This window comes from Pseudomonas helvetica, assembly GCF_039908645.1.
GTDB classification, from domain to species: domain Bacteria; phylum Pseudomonadota; class Gammaproteobacteria; order Pseudomonadales; family Pseudomonadaceae; genus Aquipseudomonas; species Aquipseudomonas helvetica.
This window is the reverse complement of record NZ_CP150917.1, coordinates 3,925,175-3,944,344: the sequence shown is the minus strand read 5'-3', so window position 1 is coordinate 3,944,344 and position 19,170 is coordinate 3,925,175. Positions and strand designations below refer to the sequence as shown.

The 19,170-nt window shown below is 55.7% G+C and carries 20 protein-coding genes and 4 pseudogenes; 11 read left to right on the top strand and 13 right to left on the bottom strand.

The window, feature by feature from the left end:
• Positions 1-40: 40 nt before the first annotated feature.
• Complete coding sequence (locus AABM55_RS18280; RefSeq protein ID WP_347927221.1) at positions 41-940, bottom strand: LysR family transcriptional regulator; 900 nt, start codon at positions 938-940, stop codon at positions 41-43.
• A gap of 139 nt (positions 941-1,079) precedes the next feature.
• Here AABM55_RS18280 and AABM55_RS18275 point away from each other — a divergent pair, with 139 nt between their 5' ends.
• The 3 genes and pseudogenes from AABM55_RS18275 to AABM55_RS18265 all read left to right on the top strand — a co-directional run.
• Positions 1,080-1,694, top strand: coding sequence for an NAD(P)H-dependent oxidoreductase (locus AABM55_RS18275; protein ID WP_347927220.1), 615 nt, complete (start codon positions 1,080-1,082; stop codon positions 1,692-1,694).
• A gap of 112 nt (positions 1,695-1,806) precedes the next feature.
• Positions 1,807-2,185, top strand: a pseudogene (locus AABM55_RS18270) (agmatine deiminase family protein); the annotation flags it as partial.
• 17 nt (positions 2,186-2,202) lie between these two features.
• Positions 2,203-2,359, top strand: a pseudogene (locus AABM55_RS18265) (transposase domain-containing protein); the annotation flags it as partial.
• A 5-nt stretch (positions 2,360-2,364) separates the two neighbouring features.
• On the opposite strand, the gene AABM55_RS18260 reads toward AABM55_RS18265, so the two are convergent.
• The 3 genes from AABM55_RS18260 to AABM55_RS18250 all read right to left on the bottom strand — a co-directional run bounded on the left by AABM55_RS18260 (position 2,365) and on the right by AABM55_RS18250 (position 5,136).
• On the bottom strand, positions 2,365-3,573 hold the full coding sequence (locus tag AABM55_RS18260) for an MFS transporter (protein WP_347927219.1): 1,209 nt from the start codon (positions 3,571-3,573) through the stop codon (positions 2,365-2,367).
• Positions 3,574-3,678: 105 nt separating this feature from the next.
• Positions 3,679-4,545, bottom strand: a complete 867-nt coding sequence (locus tag AABM55_RS18255; RefSeq protein ID WP_347927218.1) for a LysR family transcriptional regulator — start codon at positions 4,543-4,545, stop codon at positions 3,679-3,681.
• A 471-nt stretch (positions 4,546-5,016) separates the two neighbouring features.
• Complete coding sequence (locus AABM55_RS18250) at positions 5,017-5,136, bottom strand: DUF3885 domain-containing protein (protein ID WP_237143014.1); 120 nt, start codon at positions 5,134-5,136, stop codon at positions 5,017-5,019.
• Between the two features lie 164 nt (positions 5,137-5,300).
• On the opposite strand from AABM55_RS18250, the gene tnpB reads away from it, so the two are divergent.
• The 3 genes and pseudogenes from tnpB to AABM55_RS18235 form a co-directional block, all read left to right on the top strand.
• Entirely contained in the window at positions 5,301-5,684 is a 384-nt protein-coding gene (gene tnpB / locus AABM55_RS18245; RefSeq protein ID WP_347930057.1) for an IS66 family insertion sequence element accessory protein TnpB, read from the top strand.
• Between the two features lies 1 nt (position 5,685).
• Positions 5,686-5,961: pseudogene (locus tag AABM55_RS18240) on the top strand (transposase); the annotation flags it as partial.
• Positions 5,960-6,154 (top strand): annotated as a pseudogene (locus AABM55_RS18235) (transposase domain-containing protein); the annotation flags it as partial. The pseudogenes AABM55_RS18240 and AABM55_RS18235, both read left to right, overlap by 2 nt.
• A 669-nt stretch (positions 6,155-6,823) precedes the next feature.
• On the opposite strand, the gene AABM55_RS18230 reads toward AABM55_RS18235, so the two are convergent.
• The 5 genes from AABM55_RS18230 to AABM55_RS18210 form a co-directional block, all read right to left on the bottom strand.
• Entirely contained in the window at positions 6,824-7,063 is a 240-nt protein-coding gene (locus AABM55_RS18230; RefSeq protein ID WP_347927217.1) for a hypothetical protein, read from the bottom strand.
• A gap of 66 nt (positions 7,064-7,129) precedes the next feature.
• Positions 7,130-7,477, bottom strand: a complete 348-nt coding sequence (locus tag AABM55_RS18225; RefSeq protein ID WP_347927216.1) for a hypothetical protein — start codon at positions 7,475-7,477, stop codon at positions 7,130-7,132.
• Positions 7,478-7,532: 55 nt separating this feature from the next.
• A complete protein-coding gene (locus AABM55_RS18220) occupies positions 7,533-7,967 on the bottom strand; it encodes a DUF6678 family protein (protein ID WP_347927215.1) in 435 nt (144 codons plus the stop codon).
• Between the two features lie 115 nt (positions 7,968-8,082).
• Positions 8,083-8,565 carry a GNAT family N-acetyltransferase gene (locus tag AABM55_RS18215; RefSeq protein WP_054598012.1) on the bottom strand — a complete coding sequence of 161 codons (483 nt, stop codon included), beginning with the start codon at positions 8,563-8,565 and terminating at the stop codon, positions 8,083-8,085.
• A gap of 55 nt (positions 8,566-8,620) precedes the next feature.
• Positions 8,621-9,499 carry an AraC family transcriptional regulator gene (locus AABM55_RS18210; protein WP_347927214.1) on the bottom strand — a complete coding sequence of 293 codons (879 nt, stop codon included), beginning with the start codon at positions 9,497-9,499 and terminating at the stop codon, positions 8,621-8,623.
• 96 nt (positions 9,500-9,595) lie between these two features.
• On the opposite strand from AABM55_RS18210, the gene AABM55_RS18205 reads away from it, so the two are divergent.
• Together AABM55_RS18205 and AABM55_RS18200 are read left to right on the top strand one after the other, a co-directional pair.
• Entirely contained in the window at positions 9,596-10,552 is a 957-nt protein-coding gene (locus tag AABM55_RS18205; RefSeq protein ID WP_103315961.1) for a threonine dehydratase, read from the top strand.
• Between the two features lie 737 nt (positions 10,553-11,289).
• On the top strand, positions 11,290-11,619 hold the full coding sequence (locus AABM55_RS18200) for a hypothetical protein (protein ID WP_347927213.1): 330 nt from the start codon (positions 11,290-11,292) through the stop codon (positions 11,617-11,619).
• A 41-nt stretch (positions 11,620-11,660) separates the two neighbouring features.
• On the opposite strand, the gene AABM55_RS18195 is transcribed toward AABM55_RS18200, so the two are convergent.
• From AABM55_RS18195 to AABM55_RS18185, 3 genes are all read right to left on the bottom strand, one after another.
• Entirely contained in the window at positions 11,661-11,960 is a 300-nt protein-coding gene (locus tag AABM55_RS18195; protein WP_103315958.1) for a hypothetical protein, read from the bottom strand.
• A 160-nt stretch (positions 11,961-12,120) separates the two neighbouring features.
• Positions 12,121-12,543 (bottom strand): hypothetical protein, encoded by a 423-nt coding sequence (locus AABM55_RS18190; RefSeq protein WP_347927212.1) that lies wholly within the window; start codon positions 12,541-12,543, stop codon positions 12,121-12,123.
• Between the two features lie 257 nt (positions 12,544-12,800).
• Positions 12,801-14,231, bottom strand: a complete 1,431-nt coding sequence (locus AABM55_RS18185; RefSeq protein WP_347927211.1) for an IS1182 family transposase — start codon at positions 14,229-14,231, stop codon at positions 12,801-12,803.
• A 121-nt stretch (positions 14,232-14,352) separates the two neighbouring features.
• On the opposite strand from AABM55_RS18185, the gene AABM55_RS18180 reads away from it, so the two are divergent.
• On the top strand, positions 14,353-14,640 hold the full coding sequence (locus AABM55_RS18180) for a barstar family protein (RefSeq protein ID WP_347927210.1): 288 nt from the start codon (positions 14,353-14,355) through the stop codon (positions 14,638-14,640).
• Between the two features lie 203 nt (positions 14,641-14,843).
• Here AABM55_RS18180 and AABM55_RS18175 read toward each other — a convergent pair whose 3' ends face one another.
• A complete protein-coding gene (locus AABM55_RS18175; protein WP_103315954.1) occupies positions 14,844-15,257 on the bottom strand; it encodes a hypothetical protein in 414 nt (137 codons plus the stop codon).
• A 373-nt stretch (positions 15,258-15,630) separates the two neighbouring features.
• On the opposite strand from AABM55_RS18175, the gene AABM55_RS18170 reads away from it, so the two are divergent.
• Both AABM55_RS18170 and AABM55_RS18165 read left to right on the top strand, forming a co-directional pair.
• Positions 15,631-17,958 (top strand): hypothetical protein, encoded by a 2,328-nt coding sequence (locus tag AABM55_RS18170; RefSeq protein WP_347927209.1) that lies wholly within the window; start codon positions 15,631-15,633, stop codon positions 17,956-17,958.
• Entirely contained in the window at positions 17,949-19,169 is a 1,221-nt protein-coding gene (locus tag AABM55_RS18165) for a hypothetical protein (protein ID WP_347927208.1), read from the top strand. Before AABM55_RS18170 ends, AABM55_RS18165 begins: the two co-directional genes overlap by 10 nt.
• The last annotated feature ends 1 nt before the right edge of the window (position 19,170 follow it).

Below are 19,170 nucleotides of genomic sequence, written 5' to 3'. Positions count from 1 at the left end.
CGGGATAACCAAACCGCTGACGTTAGTCGTCTTCGTATCATCACCTGCACAGACGATGGGTCAGATCATTCAGAAGCCATCGGCCTGCTTTCCCTAAAGAGCGATTTTGCATGTGCGCAGCATAGATCGTCAGTGTGTCTGGTGTGCGCTGAAGTTCGGCGGTTAACTCAAGCGGCAGGAGGCGTCCTGAAGCCAGATGATCCGCAATCAGATGCTCTGGCATTCGGCACCAACCGAACCCGGCGAGCAAAAAATCCATCCGCCGTGCCAAATCTACAAACCGCCACTGGTGACTGCCCGTCACCCCATAGCTAGGGCCGTCGGGGGAAACCGGATCGGAAAGTACCAGTTGCACATAAGGCTTGAGGTCTGCACTTGTTGCCCGACGGCCTAACGTAGCCAGGGGATGCCCGCTGGCTACTACTGGTCTCAAGTTGACGCTGAGCAGCGGCAATGCGGTGACATCGTCGGGCACTGTCGGAATCAATGTGCAAAGCGCCAGTGCCGCATCGCCGTTGCGCAATCGGCGCTCTGCGCCGCCTAAGCCTTCCGTAGAAAAACTCACTGCCAGATGCGGGAAAGCCTCACGGATAGCGCGCAGGCTTTCGATGAGCGGTGCGCTAGGGACCAAAGGGTCTATGGCGAGCGCCAACTCCGGCTCAACCCCGGCTGCCGTACTTGAGGCCATTGCTTCAAACTGGGCAGCGCTTGCCAGCACGGCGCGCGCTTGAACCACCAGCACTCTACCGACCTCAGTGAGCGTTGGACGATGGCCGCTCCGATCAAACAGCCTCACACCTTGAACTGACTCAAGTGTGGCAATCGACTGGCTAATGGCAGATTGAGCACGCCGCAGGTGACGTCCCGTTGCCGAGAAACTGCCTGTATCAGCAATGGTTACAAGGATTCGCAACTGATCCAGGCTGAGACTTCCGATCATGACCCATCACTTAAACAGATGGACTCAATCATATTTACATCACTCCTGCGTATAGATCGTATTGGGTAGAGTGTGTCGCACATCGCCTAGAGCGACAACGCAAAACATACCGCCGCATCACTGCGCAGGAGTTACTTACATGTCCAGGCTTCTCACCATTGAAACCAGCCCACGTGGGGATGCTTCAATCTCCCGGCAGCTCACTCGCCGATTTGTGGCCGCGTGGGAAGCTGCACACCCTAGCGGCGCCATCAAAATACGGGATCTAACGGAGACTTCGCTGACGTTCGTGACGGCCCCTTGGTTGCAGGCTTACTTCACCCCGCAAACCCAACATTCGCCTGAAATGAAAGCCGTGTTGCAGCTATCCGATGAGCTTGTGGCCGAGTTGCTGGAAACCGATCACCTGGTTATTTCAACGCCGGTCTACAACTACAACGTCCCTGCGGCGCTCAAGGCGTGGGTGGATCACGTGGTACGTAAAGGCCTGACCTTGGGCTTTGATGGTAAAGGGCTGGTGACCGGTAAAAAGGCAACGGTGCTGCTCGCCTCGGGAGGTGTATACACCAACGACTCCCCGATTAGAGACCGTGACATTGCGACCCAATATTTGAAACTGATCCTGAACGTCCTGGGTATCACCGATGTCACCTTTATTGCGGCCGGCGGCGCTAAAGCTGTAGATCTCGGAGACATCGGCATGCGCGATTTTCTGGATACATTTGATCATCAAATTCAAAAGTCGCTGGTTTAGACAGCATCTTCCCTAGCCAATCGATTCTGCTCTATCGACTTCGCGTGGTTAAACGGGCATCGAGTTATGCGGCAGCGTGAAGAAAGGGGCGCCACAGATTTATCTTTCATTCTTTCTGCCGGGAATCAAAGGCAAGGACATCACCGACGCCCATGTCGACTTCTACGTCCGCTTCGTCAAGCTGGGAGTTCTTGATCTCTAACCTCGACAACGACCCTGAGTCCCATGACCACGCAGTGACACTTGTCCATCTGGAGATTCTCAGGAATGCCACCGATGCCGATAGCCGCCCGCTGCTTGTGCACACCGTGTCGCCTCCGCTCAATCCACGAAAGAGTCGGTTCAGCAAAAACAATCCGGACTTCGCGCCAGGCTATATCAACTGCTTCGTGATCAATGGAGCGGTCATTGCCCCCGAGTTCGGTGACAAGGCAGCAGATTCGAAAGCCTTTGACCTGTTGTCCGAGCTCTACCCGGACCGTGAAGTGGTAAACCGGTGTGCATCTCCAGCCTTTGGTCGATGCAACGAGAGGCGGCAATCATGAGCCTGATCCAGTCATGCGCGCGTGAACGGGCACGATCCATACGCCTATCTGAAAGACGTCCTCATGCGCTTTCCTACCCAGCGCGCCAGTCAGATTATTGATCTGCTGCCACATAAGTGAGTTCGTTAAGCCTCGCTGTGTGTACGAGTTTGATTTTGCTTAGGGACGTGCCTCCAAAGCTGCATGAGCGCCAAAGAAGCAAGACTCGCGATAATGAGCGCAAGTGAGCTTATTCCAATGCTCAGCCCCCAAAAGTCGATCAAGTAACCTGTTACCACCGGGATCACTCCAGCGGGCACATACCCCCCCATGTTGAACACTGCGTTGGCTTCGGCTCTGCGCTGCGCAGGCACGCGGTCAGCAATAAGGGTCAGTCCACCTAACTGGCCCAAGCCTTGACCGGCGCCTGCCAACAGAGCGGAAACGATCAGCCATGGAGCGGAACCGGTTTTCAGCGCGATCCACACGAAAATCATTGAGAAGACAGTACCGATCCCGCTAAGCGAAAACACAGTACGGCTGCTGTATCGCTTCGCCGCAAACTGCACGCTCACGGCGACGAGGAACATTGAAAAGGCCATACAACCTGTGACAAGGGGACTATTCACGCCTAGAAAAGTCGCTATCAGCTTGGGGCCGAGCGACAGGATGAATGATGTCGAAGTTATTCCAGGGCCGAAGAACGCTATCCCCAATAGCACGATGCCGAGGTTTTCCTTAGCGACGGTGGGCAAGCGCGGTTTAAACGTACCGACCCCAAGCTTCTGGTTCTTTTGATTGAGTAACGCTAGGAGCGCCACGCACAAAATCGCGATTTCCACTCGGAAGACTGTGTGGATCGGGTTCGGAAGATATTGCGCAACGACCCCTGCCAATAGCGGCCCGGTGCCCGCTCCAGCCACCATCGCGACAGATGCCATTAGCGAAGCAAAATGCTTGCGATGAGGCTGAGCATGCTCGACGACATTCGCCATACCCCCAGATACAACGAGGCCCACCGAAACGCCGGTGAGGAAGCGTGCGAGCATCAAGACGCCGATGCTGTGCGCTTGGTCGAACAGAATCGCTGCAATGATAGCCAGCCCCACACAGGGTAGAAGCAAGGCTTTGCGCCCGTAGTGGTCGGACAGCTGCCCAGCGATGGTGAGCGTTAGAAGAAGACCGATGATGTAGCAGGCAAAAATTACGGTTAGCACCCCCGACGCGAAACCGAGGGACTGCTGCCAAAAGCTGTAGAGTGGCGTAGCGGCATTTGAAAGTATAAAAATCGCGGTCACGATCCACGCTGTACGGTATACAGCCATTGAGCTTTTTATGGGATGGGAACTGCTCATTGGTGAAGGGCCTCTCAGTGGGCAGGAATTCAATTCGGAGCCCAGAGTAGAGAAATGTTTCGTGATGACCCATTCATCAAAGTCACAAACCGGATGTGAAAAAATTCACAGCTCCTGTGCCTGCACTAATCCCTCCATGAGGAAATCAAGAACTGCCCGGATTTTTAGAGAGCTGCGTAAATCTTCATGAAACGCGAGCCAGATGGGTAGTTCCAGCGGTGTGTGATCCATATCAACCCTTGCCAGCCCATATTCTTTGCCTAAAAAATCCGGAAGGAAAACTATGCCAGCATTGCCTACGGCAGCTAATGCCTGGATGCGCAGGTCGTTGCTGGTGACGGAAAGCGGTCTTCCTTCCAGCCGATCCAGGAGCCATTGCTGCTGTACCGAATCGTCCATGCTACGGTCGTAGCCTATGAACTCGAACTCTTCAGGTTCACGTTGACTAATGTAGCCCTCGCTAGCATGCGGGTAAAAACGCAAGGAGCCGAGACTTTTGGCGACGACACTCTGTTCATCCGGCCTGCTGAAGGTAATGGCAATATCGGTTTCTTTCCTTGCCAGCGACGCAGTGGACTTGGCTCCGACGAGCGTCAGCTGCAACCGGGGATAACGCTCGCGCAATACCCCAAGTCGCCGAGCTACCAACGTTCCGAGGTATGCAGGAGGTGCAGACAAGATCACCGCACCCTCAATACGGCTTTCTCCCCCGTCAGCGAATCGCCTGAGCGCAAGTGACGCAGACTCCATCTGCGCTGCATATTCACCTACCCTCACACCGTCCTCGGTCAGTTGGTAGACACGGCCCCTACGATCTACCAGCTTCATGTCCAAAGAGGCTTCAAGGGCAGCTATTCGGCGAGCCACAGTCGCGTGCTCCACCCCCAGAGAGCGAGCCGCAGCGGCTAAGGAGCCCTCATGAACAAAGGCAAAGAAAAAACGGAGGCTGTCCCAGTCAAGCATATTGGTCATCAGGGTATGGTTAGGAGTGGATTTACAGCGAGCTAAAAGCGTAGCTTACCGATAAATCAGGTGGCGCTGCCGCATAAAGCTTGGACTTCATTTCGTCCCCACGTTTTCCGCCCCGCAAAAACCGTTTGGCGATTACAGCGATCACGACGAGCAAGGAATATTCAGTCCCCCCCGGGGGCCTGTAGAGCAACGGGCAAAATCGCGGGTGATATCAAGGGGCCCTTGTCCTTCCATCGGCGCTCCGACTTCGGCTCCACTGCTCACTACGCGCACTTCCATTTGCACCTAACACATCGCTTCCAGCATCCCCGACGCGGCTGCGGTTAGGATTCTAGCCCGGTGCAAGTCAGTTACGTTGCGCAAGGTGTATTGGACGGACGCTTACGATTTTTGCAGGTGGCAACTGAGTGGAATCGACCTGAAGGAGGTGGCGGCCCAGTGGGCACAGTTTCAGCTCCAATGTAAGCAAGGCTAGCGCGCAGGCCCTGCGAATGTGCTGTCCATCGCGTGTCGGTCGTAATCCAGCAGGTATGTATGATGCTGACGATACAGCTGTGAAAGCAGATCTTTGTTAGGGCCAACTACATCCATACCCCTGTCGTCATATGGGAAAACCATGACCCGCTTCTTCAAATTGAAGAGGTACAAAGCACACTCGGGTTTAGGCTCAATTGCAGCAAAATCTCTAGCCAATGCACACCAAAGAAATGCTTGAAGCAGGGCCACAGGCGCTTCAAATGCGATATTGATCCAATATTCCGGTTCGCTTTCGCAATACCAATCCTCTGGATCTATCTTCTCGCTCCAGACTGACCGTTCAGTGGGGATGTCAATGCCAGCAGATCGAAGGGCGTAGATCGAGGCCCGATGGACATGCGCGCAGGCACCGATACGGCTTTAGACAAGGTGATTGCGCGCAGTCGCACTGTGCTTATCTGTTCGCCAACCGCCGCACCAATCGCATGAAAGTGCTGGTGCATGACGGATTCGGAATATGGCTGGCGGCGCGCCGGTTGAACCAAGGCAAGTTCCACTGGCCTGGCATTCGCCATGGTTCTGAGATGGAACTGGATACCGAGCAACTTCAGGCATTGGTGCTGGGACTGCCATGGCAACGCGCAGTTGATGCAGCGTGTTGAGATGCTCTACCGTCAGGTTGACACGCTGGGTAAGACGGTCGAAACGATGGGTAAAACCATTGAGACGATGGGCAAGAAGATCAACCGCAATCAGGCGGTGATCGAGAGGCTGACCCACGAAATCGCCCAGCTCAAGCGTTTGAAGTTTGCCAAGCGCAGCGAGCAGATGAATCCTGAGCAGGCCAGTTTGCTCGATGACCTGATCGATACCGATATCGCAGCGATTGAAGCAGAGCTTCAGGCCTTGCAAGCAGTACCAGCGGCGTCCGAGAAAAAGCTGGCTCTTCGCAGGCTCGTTACGCAGTGGAAAACGGGCGGCGGCGATCATGAGTTTGATCCAGTCTGCGCGGCTCAATGGTCATGATCCGTATGCATATCTGAAAGATGTTCTCACGCGCCTGCCGACGCACCGGGCGAGTGAGATCGACCGGTTGCTGCCGCATCAGTGGGGGCCGACCCAACTAATGTAGATTGAATTGGGAGGCTCTTGCCACTCAAGGGCCGACTATTGGGTAGTGCTTAATACGGCACCCATAATTATTGCCATCTCCCTTACATATGCCATCCAAATACCGGTAATTAACGTGCACGGACTGTCCTTTGTTGGGCCACTGTCGACGTGGGAGCTCACTTTGGTAGTTTGTAGTTTCTGGGGTAAAAGTGAGGGTGGACCCTTCTTTTGGACATTCCACAGTGGGCGATGCCGGGATTACCTTCAGGATCTGGGCCTGTAGCTGCGGATACGGACGTTTCAATACATTAGTGATACGTAGTTCCATACTGCAAATTTGCCATACTGATGCTTGTACTGGCTCACACAACACGAAGAGGGACAAAGCAAATATCACATAGCGTGCTGCATAATTATCCATTATTTACCCTGCCTAGGACTCTGATATCCAGGGTATTATCAGACTCGGATTCATTGAATCATAGAGTGCTCATCAACCTTTTTGGTTAGCATTCAGCTAGGTCGATGCTGAATCAGTGGTCGGCACTAGGTGAATTGGCTAGCCGCTTACGCTAAACCGAGCAGCCAGCGACTTCATTTTGCTGATTTTTGTCGGCGTAGACCGGCAGCTATCGATCCGAATGAGACCATAGACGTCAAGAGCTGATAGAGGAGGACGGTGCTACGGCTAAACACCCCATCCTGGTTCCGTGTAGGGGATTTGATCTTGTTCGGGAAAGTCTGTCTGGTATTCGCCCCAGTCCATATACGAATAGTATTTGCTCATCGCTACGAAGTGACTTTCAGCTTCAACCTCCCAGATAAGTTTGGCTTTTTCGTGAAGAAGCCTGCGCGCCCCATCTCCGTGAGCATCGGCTAGGCAGAAAGTCTGGCAGCCATCCGGTTCCAGCCAAAGTTCATGTTTCATATCCACTACTCGTTATTGCTTGGCTTTATGGTGCCCGAAAATCTTGATCAAGTGTCCGCTCTTGGGTCACGCTCTACCCATTTCCTCGTACGAAGCATCGACGACTGTGATGCGCTCACCCCAAGCAGTTTCAGCGACTTCCCGGATAATTTCCGCTAGCGTCTCAACATCCACACCCTGGGCCTTGATGCAGGCCAAACGTCCGAGCGACCAATCGATAACGGTGCACTGTGGATACTTCCATAGCAATGCGGACAGGGCTTCCTGAGGCGGCTCTTTGCTGGTGTACATGAAGTCAAAGTACGGGGCACTGGCATCCTGAAGCGAGTACACCAGAGCCCAAGCACTTGATGGGCCGGGAAACCACAGGGTGACATTACGATGTGGAAAAAGGGGGGCAGATTTATTCTTCATTGCTGTTGAGGCTGGTGACAGAGAAACAAGTCTGTCCTGTTTTCATTGCAGACTGTCACACAGGCGGAAAGTCTTCATACGATTTTGGGATGTACCCCCAAATTCTCAGAACGTCAGCGCGCACGTCAAACTCGAATCCAATGTGTGCGACGATCTTCGATATTTCGTCTGTATGGTCAATGGTTGTACGTGCAAGCAGCCTTCCTTTTGAGGGGGCTGCTTCCAACAAGCCAATGTCGAACCATTCGACGGACGCAAATGGAAACGGCAGATGGTAAAACCACTCGACATCCCACCCTGAGATGTATCCAGTGACGGACTTGAATCGGTATGACGGACGCCAACCCTGAAGCTGGCGGAAATGGTTGATCAGCTCATCCCACTTGGTATTGTTCGATGCGCTTGCCAAGTTTCTCGCCGCTACGGCAGCATGGATTTTCTTCCGTGTTACATCATCATGGCCCGTGCCGGACTTCGGTAGCTCGCTCATATTCAGTCCTATCGATTTTTTGGTGTTCAAGAATGAATGACCGCTATTGGCTGTCAGTCACGAATGACTCCGCAGAGGTCCCTTGAACCTCTTTTCACCTTTAGGGTGATCGCCTTTACAGACGCATTCCCATCTCGAAAGCACGCGTCTCAAACCCGAACTCTGTGTACATGCGAGCCGCACGTGCATTGAACGGCCAGACAGACAACCTCAAGTCCTGAGCGTCATGTTCGATTGCCCAGTTTTTAACGAGTTGAATAAGCCCACGTCCAATACCTTTCCCCCAAAATTGCTCGGCAACACATACCGATCCGATGCGAACAACATTCAGCGGTTGCATCAGCGGCCCAGAACTTGCCGACAGGCTGGCAGTAATGAAGGCTGCGGTCTGGTGACCGACATTCGCGATGAATACAACCTGACCCGGTTTCTCGAAAAGGCCTGACCAGTGAGGAAGGTCGCGCGAAAAGTCTTGGGTGGCAGCCGCGTAAATATCGGGACGGGCAGCGTGGTGCACCGCGTTAAGCAATTGTCCCAACTCACACATGCTAAGTGCGTCTTCTACCGTTGCAGTTCGGTAAGTAATGGCTTCGTCCATGATGTGCAACTCTCCTTGATTGGGTAGGTGGTTCGCAGGGCTCCCGGTCGTTGTCTCATGGCCGGGAGGATATTCCAATGGCTGCTTTTGGCTGATATTTGCCCGACCCCTGCACTAACGACCTCACATATCCACGCAGCTGTACCGGACTTAATCCAAGGCGTTGCCTGAACGTGGTTGCCATGTGCGCCTGGGAGTTAAAACCGCAGGTGTGGGCGATCTCTGCCAGGCTTGCTGTCGAATCGCGTATCAGTGCGCGGGCCTTGGCAAGGCGTCGGTCGATCAGGTAACTGTGCGGGCTCTTGCCCGTCGCGTTCTTGAACGCCCGCATGAAATAGCCTTCGGACAATCCAAGTAAGCCCGCCATTGCCGGTATGCCCAGCGGCCCGTCGAGGCCAGCGTCAATGAACTCATCGAGCAGACGCATCCGGCTGCCGGTGATAGAGCCTTGGGGTGGGGCCGAAAATGTTTGATCGCCCGTCGCCCGTTCAGCCAATGCGAGTGCCCAGGCCTCCCAATCGTCGTCCACGGAGGCGTGCAACAACGCGCCGCGCATTCGCAGGGCGAGGGTAATGGCCTGCTGATCAATGCGATTGTTGAATGCACTATCCCCGACCAACGCATTACCGTCAGTGCGCATTACCCGCAGGTATTCACCGCCCATGGGGGACTCGGACAGCACGTCACAGCCGGCGGGGACGAACGCCAGACCGTTGGGCATGGCATCGAAGGGCAGCACTCGGTCGCTGCCAATGGCGTGAAGGCCGCGCTGGCTGTCGAAGGCAAAGCCAATCGCTGCCTGGGGCGCTACATACCGGGTCGCGTAGGCGGCGCCGGGTAACAATTCAATCGCCCATGGCCCTGCCTCGACTCGACGGACCGGTTCGGGGCGGGGCGTTGGCTGAAGGCGGCTTCGATGGTTCATGAACACCATAGTAGTGAAGCGGGGGCACAAAAGTCAGGTCAGTTTTTTGAAAGCCTGCGTGATGCGCCCGTATCTAGACTGGGCAAAACCTCAGGGAGACGACTCATGCTCAGACTGACTCGCGACGATATCGAACACGCTGCTCACCACGTGTACCAGGTCATGCCCGCTACCGCTCAATACCCTTGGCCCTTATTGGCCGAGCGCTTGGGTTGCACCGTTTGGGTCAAGCACGAAAACCACACACCGACAGGTGCTTTCAAGGTGCGTGGCGGCATTACTTTCATGCACTGGCTAAAGCGCGAGCACCCGGGCATCAAGGGTATTGTCTCCGCCACTCGCGGCAACCATGGCCAGAGCCTGGCGCTGGCAGCCAGCGCGCTGGGTTTGAGGGCGCTGATTGTAGTGCCGGAGGGTAACTCGGTAGAAAAGAACAATGCCATGCGCGCCTTTGGCGGTGAAGTGGTCGAGTGTGGCCGCGATTTCGATGAAGCCCGTGAAGAGGCCGCGCGCCTGGCGCAAGCGCATGGCCTCTATCTGGTTCCACCGTTCCATGCCGAGTTGGTCAAAGGCGTGGCCACTTACGCGCTGGAGCTGTTCAAGGCTGCGCCGGATCTGGATACGGTCTACGTGCCGATTGGCTGTGGCTCGGGGATTTGTGGGGTGATCGCCGCCCGCGACGCGCTTGGCCTGAACACCCGGGTGGTGGGCGTGGTTTCCACTAATGCCGAGGCCGCAAAGTTGTCGTTTGACACAGGAGCCATATGCGAAACCGCTTCGGCGAATACCTTTGCTGACGGCCTTGCCGTGCGTAAGCCAATTCCGGAAGCCTTTGCCATCTACGCGCAAGGTGCGCAGCGAATCGTATCGGTCAGTGAGGCGCAGATTGCCGAGGCCATGTGCGTGTATTACACCGATACCCACAATCTTGCTGAAGGGGCGGGTGCGGCGGCCCTTGCTGCGCTGATTCAGGAGCGTGAAGCAATGGCTGGAAGAAGGGTGGGGGTGATTCTGTCCGGTGGGAATGTGGACCGCTCGGTGTATGCGAGAGTGATTGCGTGAAGTAAGTCGATGGGGTAGATGACCGCTTCTGGCCGATTTCTGCCTGACTGTCATCGGCAAGAGCAGACATTGACGTGAAATAAAGCTGCCCGTTACTCCTGTGCTTAGGACAGAATGAGATCTTTCCTTAGACCATTCGGCCTTGTACACCATGGACGACTCTCGTTTCACCCCGGAGCAAGTGGCATCGCGATCTGGTATTGCTCAGGCGGATAGGCATGTGAGGCAATGGCTATTGAGTCTTCCAATCGCTGAGAGACTCGATTTTCTAAAGCGACTATGGCAACTGAACTACCGATACTCGCTCAAACTACTCCAAGCGGCACAGCTACCGAGGCAGGAAAACGAGTACTTATTCAGGTACTGGTTGCGTACTGGCAAACACAATACGGCGCAGGAACTAATCAAACGGTTACGGCCGGTTCTGGGGGAAAGAAAGTTCTGGCGGATTGCTTCACAAGAAAAGCTTTCACCGACCATGCGGGACTTCATGAATTACCACGGCCATGGACGCCTGGATTCTCAACTCGACGAAAAATAAATCTTTAGCCTTTTTTAGCAGTTTTTCGGCGTACCCAGCTAACACGTCCATGGGTGTTGACTGTTTTCTGCGGGTCGATTTTTGCTCTTGGTGACAGGTGGAAGACGGCTAAAAACGGACGATAAATAAAGACCACTTTGGGTCGAGAGCTGCCTCCTGGAATACGGAACGTCGCCATTACAATCGGGGGGAGAAGATGAACGAAGAATTCAGCTATGTCTGGTTGTTGCCACTGCTTGAGAAACCTTTCGAAACAGCTGCACTCGATTTGCCAGATGCGGTAAGAGCCCTTAGCGAAAAATATACACTGCCTGCCGATATAGTGTTGCAGCCGCTGGTGATCACAGCCTTGACGTCGCATTCCGAATATTGGTCGGGGCTGGCGCTTAAATGGCTTGAGGATGGTTTTCCTATAGACGTTGAGCTGACTGCGCTCTTGGCGCATTGCGCCGAGGACAAAACGTTGTCCCAGTCTCGCCGTCATAGGGCACGTAGGCTTGTTGGTCGGAAAAAATCAGGGAGCTGAATCCTATGTCTGGCTGCTATCGGCCAAAATCGGACAACTCGCTAACTGCTCGTTCCGCCGACGCTGAATGGAATCCGCTGAATCTCCGCTTCGCTCATTGCTCGCCAATCATTGGGCAAAATTCCATACTCCAATTCGGCGCTTTCCAATGCTTCTTCTAATCCGAGCATCAAGTGATCACCTTCAATCTGCATTTTTTCATAATCCCGAAAGCGAATTTCCAGATATACCGGATCACCGCCTTCCGCCTGTAAACCAAACAGTACGATAGCGGTTACATCTGGCCGGCCCTCGCTCACTTTGCGAACATAAGCAAATAGGTAACTCGTGGGTTTTGGCATGACGTCACTCGTATTGATGATGTGTAGAGGCCTTCTATGCGTCCGCTGTACGGCCAGAAGCGGCCGGTCACCAAAGGCCTAAAACTGGCCAGAAACGAGTATCTAGTCACTGCCAATCGGGCCCGTCCTAGTGAGCAAGGCGAGCGGTTTGAACCATTTACTAGCTGGAGGTAATCGCAAATAGATTTTTACACAAGTAAGCATCCTCTCTTGGGATGAAATCTTCAGGGCTTTCATTGCAGGAAAATGCTTCGAAAACGTGGTTGATAATTTTCTTTGCTTGGTCCGTAGTAAGGGCTCGCGTGTCTATCAGCTCAAGAAGAGCATCAGCTATCTCGTTTAAACTAAAGCAGTATTCTTCAGCAGCAATCCTAAGCAGTGCTCGCATCTCCCTATATTTACAACCCGGATTTACGTCATTTGTCAAAAACTCAAGTGGCTCTTCCAGAGTTTCAAAAGGATAAATCTCTTGATACCTACAGCAGTACTCTATAAGGGTCCGTCTAACCTTCACGCCATCAAATTTTTGAGCGTTAGCCTCTAACAGTGCATTAATTTTCGTATTAGCTATCCAGCTCTTCATTGCGATGTCCACCTTAGTTAGTGCTTATTTAAGGGAAGTCGCCCAGCAGCTTCTGCCGATGGCAACGCTTCATGACAGGCCACTACCGGCCCTGAGTGTGTAAAAACGCTCATAGCTTCATCATCTTGGATCATTAACATTCTTGGCGGAACGATCACAAGGCAAATGCTGCGTGTCGCATCAGTCGCGACCTGGAACACGTCAACGCCGTTTTTACCGTTTTTACCGTCTTTTGGATGAGCAAAAATCAGCCTTTTTTAGGCCAGCAGCGCTTTCATCAAACCGTTGGCACCGATGATTTTCATGACCCGTTTCAGGTTGTAGGCGAGCACATTCAAGCTCATCTCTGCACTCACCCCGGCCAGCTTCCGCGTCAGGAAGTGCGTCGTACCCATCCGTTGTTTGAGCGTCCCGAAGGGATGCTCAACCGTCCGTTTTCGGACTCGCATCATCTCCGGGGACTTGCTCAGTCGAAGCTGCATTTCCTCCAGTATGGCTTCATGCTCCCAGCGTCGAATTCGTCGCTCCGTGCTCGGCGTGCACTGAGCTTTCAGCGCGCAGCCCTGGCATTTCGAACTCCAGTAACGGTGCAACTTCAGGCCTTTTTCAACGTAGGAATAGTGCCAGATCAGCGCCTCTCCAGCCGGGAAAATGTATTCATTTTTTGCCGCGTCATAGACGAAGGCATCGTTATTGAAACGCCCGTCAGCCTTGGCTCCAGAGGTCATCGGCTTGGGCACGTAGGCGGTGATGCCTGCATCGTGATAAGCCAGGATTTGTTCGCTTTTGAAGTAACCTCGGTCAGCCACTACCGACAACGTATCTGACGCTATCGCCTCGCGGGCCTGCCTGGCCATTGATCTGAGTTGGTCGCGGTCGGAACCGACGTTGGTCACCTCGTGCGCAACGATCAAATGGTGCTGAGTATCGACCGCTGTCTGCACGTTGTAGCCGACGATTTCTGTGCCGCGCGTCATCATGGAGCGGCTGTCTGGATCGGTCAGTGAGGCCTGTTTATCCGGCGATTCATTGAGCTGGATTTCGATCGCTTGAAGCTCTTTCATTTGAGTTTTGAGCTTGGCGATTTTCTCTTCGAGCCGCACGGCGCTAGGCTCGGAAGCTGCTGGCTCTTGCCGGTCGGCAGCATCGAGTGCAGTCAGGTAACGGTTGATGCTCGATTCAATTTCTTCCATTCGCCGCTTCAGTTTGGCGCTGGTGAAATTGCGGTCGCGGTTGTTGACGGCTTTGAATTTACTGCCGTCAATGGCGACCAGATTTTCTCCGAACAATCCTAGCTGCTGACAGAGTACGACGAACTGACGGCAGGCTCCTCGGATGGCCTTGCTGTTGTCTTTTCGGAAGTTGGCGATGGTCTTGAAATCCGGCGTCAATCGCCCGGTCAGCCACATCAATTCGACATTGCGCTGCGTCTCTCGCTCAAGGCGCCTGCTCGATTGAATGCGGTTGAGATAGCCGTAGATGTAAATCTTCAGCAGGATCGCGGGATGATAAGCTGGCCGGCCCATATCTGCCGGTATGACACCGTCAAAACCCAGCTTGACCAGGTTGAGTTCATCGACGAAAACGTCAACTACGCGCACCGCATTGGTATCGCTGACGTAGTCGTCAAGGCTCTCGGGAAGCAAGGTGCTTTGGCCGCGATGTTCGCCTTGGATGAAGCGCTTCATTGACGATCCCTGAGTTACTCCCTCGGAAATCATAGCAAAGGTGCGCGGAGGTATAGGCTCCATGGCAGAAGCAGACTTCAGTTACCCCTCTCACCGGTGAACAATTTTTGAGGTGCTGACGATGACCCGCTTACAGGTTGTAAAGATTGACTTAAGTGGGGTGGCGAGTTCCGATGAACTCCATTCCACCTTGAGGGTTGCGCTCGGATTCCCCGGCTGGTACGGCTGTAATTGGGATGCTTTCTGGGACGCAATTACAGGACTTGTGCAAATGCCCGCGCAACTGAAAATTTCAGGGTGGGATACTTTATCCAGACGTTTGCCGAGGGATGCGAAGCTCATGCAAAAATGCCTTGCAGACATGAAGGTTGAGTATCCGGAACTCGCATCAGATGTGGAGTTCGACTAAACGATTTTTCAAGTCTACCTTCGGCCGGGGCCACTTAAAAACGCCAGCTTCAGTCAGGGAAACTTTTAGCAGATCCAGCAACGAGATCCTTGGTTGAGTGCCGTTGGCTGATCTGTTTTTACACACTATGGGCCGGTTGCTGCCTGTCACGAAGGGCAGCAAACGACTCAAAACAGACGTCTTGGACCATAGTTTTATACCGCTCAGAAAACGATTTCGCACCGTGCTTCAGCGGCCTGTACTCGTAATATCAAACCAGACTCGAAGCACATGACAAGGTGATGATCTGGTTGGATGTTATCCGTGAGGTAGAAGGCTTGTGTCTCGGCGTAGGACTCCACCGCTCCAATCGAATGAATAACACCACCGCCTTCGTCAACTGGGTTTTCGTCCCGGCCACTCGCTGAAAAGTAGTCGACCTCATGGAAGCTGATAGTAATCTTGTTTGCTTCTTCGATCGGCACCCAAGCTTCAGTCCGTCGAGTAAAACTAAGCACAAGCGACCGATCCACGATGTCGTAATTGATGGCGCTGGCTTGGTAGAAGTTATGCAGATCGTACGCACGGTCGTGAATCTCAACCTCGATATGTCCGAACGCAAAGCCATGGAACTGCATGGGTTAGCCCTAATGATCTATCGGTGGGCGAGCATCGTACTGCATCGTCGAAATGACCGCCTCTGGCCGATTGCTGCCTGCCACCACCGGTTGAATCCACAGCCAGAAGCAGCCCTTCGAAGGTGCCTGCCAATCCAGGGGCGATTCACAGTGTCGATCCGCTGTTTGCACGTTAATCACTGACTCCGCCCCCCGCACGCTCTTGGATTTTCAAATGCCAACTGGTAGCGTGCAGCACCTCGCTGTATTGCCCGATCCCTTTCGTCATCGTTGCCAGTCCAAGGCAGACGCACGCGGATACCCGCTGCCCCACTCAAAGGCGCTGCGCAGGACGCATCGGGCGATGCACAGTCATTCGCAAATGGAGTTCACAATGACGCAAAACAGCACCGTGCTGTCCGGCATCCAGCTGGATCAATTCATGGACCGTCTTGAGGTCGAGCATCAGGAACACGGTGCCGACTACCTGTTGGGCCAGCTGCGCGCCCAGCCGCTCAAGGCGGCCTCGCTGGAGTCGATCGACCGTCTGCACGTGCTGTGGGTCAACGCCGGTGATGCTGACGCAGCCAAGGCGGTACTGGCCGACGACGGCCAGGCACTGATCGAGGCTACGCCTGACGGCGCGCGCAACGAACTCAAGGTCAACCTGCTGATCTGCCAACTGCGGCTGGGCAACTACCTCAAAGACGAGCAGGGCCTGCTGCAGGTGCTCGACACCCTGCAGCAATTGACCAACGAGCCGCTGACGTTCGACATCGAGCAGTACCGGCGCTACCGCATTTTCGACGATCTGCAGCACACCACCCTCGACGTCGCCCTCAAGGTTATCGAGGTGCGTCGCACCCTGGCCCTGATCAACCCCGGCCGTCACGCCCTGCGGGCCTGGGACGATGCCGATCAACACCGGCGCCGGGCCCGGGTGCTGGCCGCCCATGAACGTGACGAAGAGGCTCGCGAAGCCGCGCTGGCGGCAATTGCCGCGTTGCGCAACGCCGGCGAAGATCAGGATGTCGACGGTAACGACTGGCTGTGGCTGGGCGATGCGCTGATCGAAATCGTGCCGTTGCGCCTGGCGATGTTCGAGCAACCTGTGGTGCGGTTGATCGCCGAATTGTCGCTGCCCCGGCGCCGGGAATGGGAAGTACGCCTGGCGCGTCTGGCCGCCCGTTCACTGAAGGCCCAGGGCGACCTGGCCGGCGCATTGAAAATCTGTGAAGTGGCGACCCTGAGCCTGGAGTCCGGCGGCGGTGACAACTTCGTTGATTTCCATTTGCCCTGGCTGCTTGAGAACGGCCAGATCGACGAGGCCGGGCAACGTGCGTTCATGGAAATCTATGAAGTGCGCGACGAAATGTGGCCGGGCACGGCCTACTGGGTACACGATCGCCTGCTCGATGCCGAGGACCAGTCCGCGTGGTGGCCGTTGTGCGTGATGCGTGCCTGTGACGATCAAGCGGTGCTGGAGCGGTTCATTTCCGGCCTGCCGTGGCGTGACGAGTCGACGCCGTCCCAGGGCCCGCTGCTCGATGCACTGCATGCTGCGCGCGATGACCTTGAGCAAATCGACAACGTCTTCGCCCAGGCCCTTGCAGAAGCTCGGCGCCGCGCGCCGAACCACCCGTGGATCAGCCGCCTGATGGCGGTGCGTGAACGCCAGGCCGGGCGCATCGACGTCAACACCGAACTGACGATGCTGCGCGAGGCCGTCCCGGCCGGCGATATGCAGGACAACCGCAGCGCCTACAGCCTGGTCAGCGCCCATGCCAGTGTGTTCGGCATTATCGATGCCCTGCGCCAACCTTTGCCGCCAATGGCCAGTGGCATGTACTACTACCAGTTTGCGAATGCCATCGAAGACCTGGTCGAAGCGCAAGTCGAGAAGCTCTCGAGCGAGGAGACAGATCGGGCCTGGTCGTTGCTGCGCGAAGTACAAAAAGTTGCCTACGAACACGGCCAGGCCCGTATGGAGCAATGCTTCGCCAGCGGCCGCGGACACCGCTTCGATGCCTGCGCGCACCTGTACTCGATGCTGTGCAACAACCTGGCGATCAACTACCGCTGCTACAACGACCAGCGCCTGTATGAACAGGCCCTTGAGTTGCATACCCGCGGTATCGCCGCCAGCTCGTTCGCAGAACATTATCAGGGCATCCTCCAAAACCGCATTCTGTTGGAGGATAACCCGGGCATCGCCGAAGCCGCCGAACAGCTCTGGCACTACGCAGCCGACTATGGCTACAGCCGCCACGACCCGGAAGAATACCTGCAGGACGTCGCCCGCGCCCTGTACCGCCTGGACCGCGAACGCGAGATTCTGATCTGGCTGGAGCGTATTCTCAAATGGCAGGAAGAGCGCGGAATCAGCGACAAGGAGCTGAAATACTCGCCGCTGTTCGCACGGATAAAAGTTGCCATGTACCTGTCGTACAGCCTGCCGGAGGCGGCCACCAGCCTGTGGCTGCGTTACGCGCCGCACATCAACGAACGCGACGAATCCTCCCTGCTGGGCTGCGCCGGCGATGTGCTCAAGGGCCTCGGGCGCAAGGAAGAGGCCCTGGCCTATTACCAGCGTTCCATCCTGCGCAGTGATCCGAACAACGACGTTGACCAGAGCAACAATGAAATCTTCCGCCAGAGCATCGCCGAGCTGCAGGCTTCGGAAAAACCGGCCGGCAAGGCCTGGTGGCAGATATGGAAGTGACACCAGAGCTGCGACAATCCGGTTACGCCCCGCGCAACGCGCTCAATGCCGATCAACTCAAGCGTGGCATTGCCGAGCGCAGCAAGGCCCGCGGTGATGCGCCAGAGGTGGGCAAATGGTTGCTCAACCATTTCTACCGTCATCTGGTCGGCAACTTCGAGCCTGCGCGGCGGATCCTGACCCTGGAGCAGGCTGTCGAGGCACTGGGAACCGAGCCGCCGTCATGGGTGGCCAGGCATTTAAGCGACGCTGGCAAAGATTCGCAGCAGGCGCTTGCGCCGCTGGTCTGGGTCGATCCGCAGCAGGCGCCACTGCTGGCCCAGGAGGCCTTGCTGGTGGAGTTCCTGACCTCGCGTCAGGGCACGGCGCTGGCCGGCAAGCTCGACCGTATCAACTGCCCGCAGGCGCTGGCGCTGTGGCAAAAGGAACACGTGCAGATGACTGCGCGGGTCGAGCAGGGCTGGCGCCAGAGCCAGCCCGAGGCCTTGCTCACGCGGGTGACCACCGCTGAGCACGTATTGCAGGAGCTGCGCCCCGAGAGTTCTTTGCTGCGCGCGGAAATGGCCTTTGAAAGCTACGTGATGCGCCACTGCCTGGGCCAGTTCGCCGATCGCCGCGCCTTGACCGGCGGCTACGGTGAACGCTATGCCGAAGCGGTGGAGCAGCGGCGCATGCGCGTGTTCAGTTTTCGCGACGGCCAGGGCCAGCCACACATCACCATCAGCCTGATCGTCCAGGCCGACGGCACCTTGACCGTCGAGCAGGTCAAGGGCAAGCAGAACCGGCCGCCGGTCGAGCGCTATTACCAGGACCTGCTGCAGTGCCTGAATGCCCTGGGCACCGACCAGCAGACGCCCGCCGACTGCATCGCCATCGGCATCGTGCGCACCGAAGCCGGCTGGCTGCGCATCGAAGAGGTCAGCGACCCGACCGCCCAGACTCGCCTGGTGGCCCGTTATCCGCAACTGTACGAGCGCCTCGATGCGCCTTCGGCCATGGTCGAATGGCTGGTGGCCGGGCGTCAGCCGCAGCAGTTCTTGCAGGTTGCCCCGCAAGCGGTGTCGGTCAAGTACGCCACCCGGCATATTTTCAGTAAACGCATTGAGCGTCAGCCTAATGACCCGCTGTACCTGACCGAAGGTGTGCCGTGGCCTGACATGACCTCGCCCCAGGCCGAGGAAATCCAGGCCTGGCAGGCCCGGGCAAGGTAAG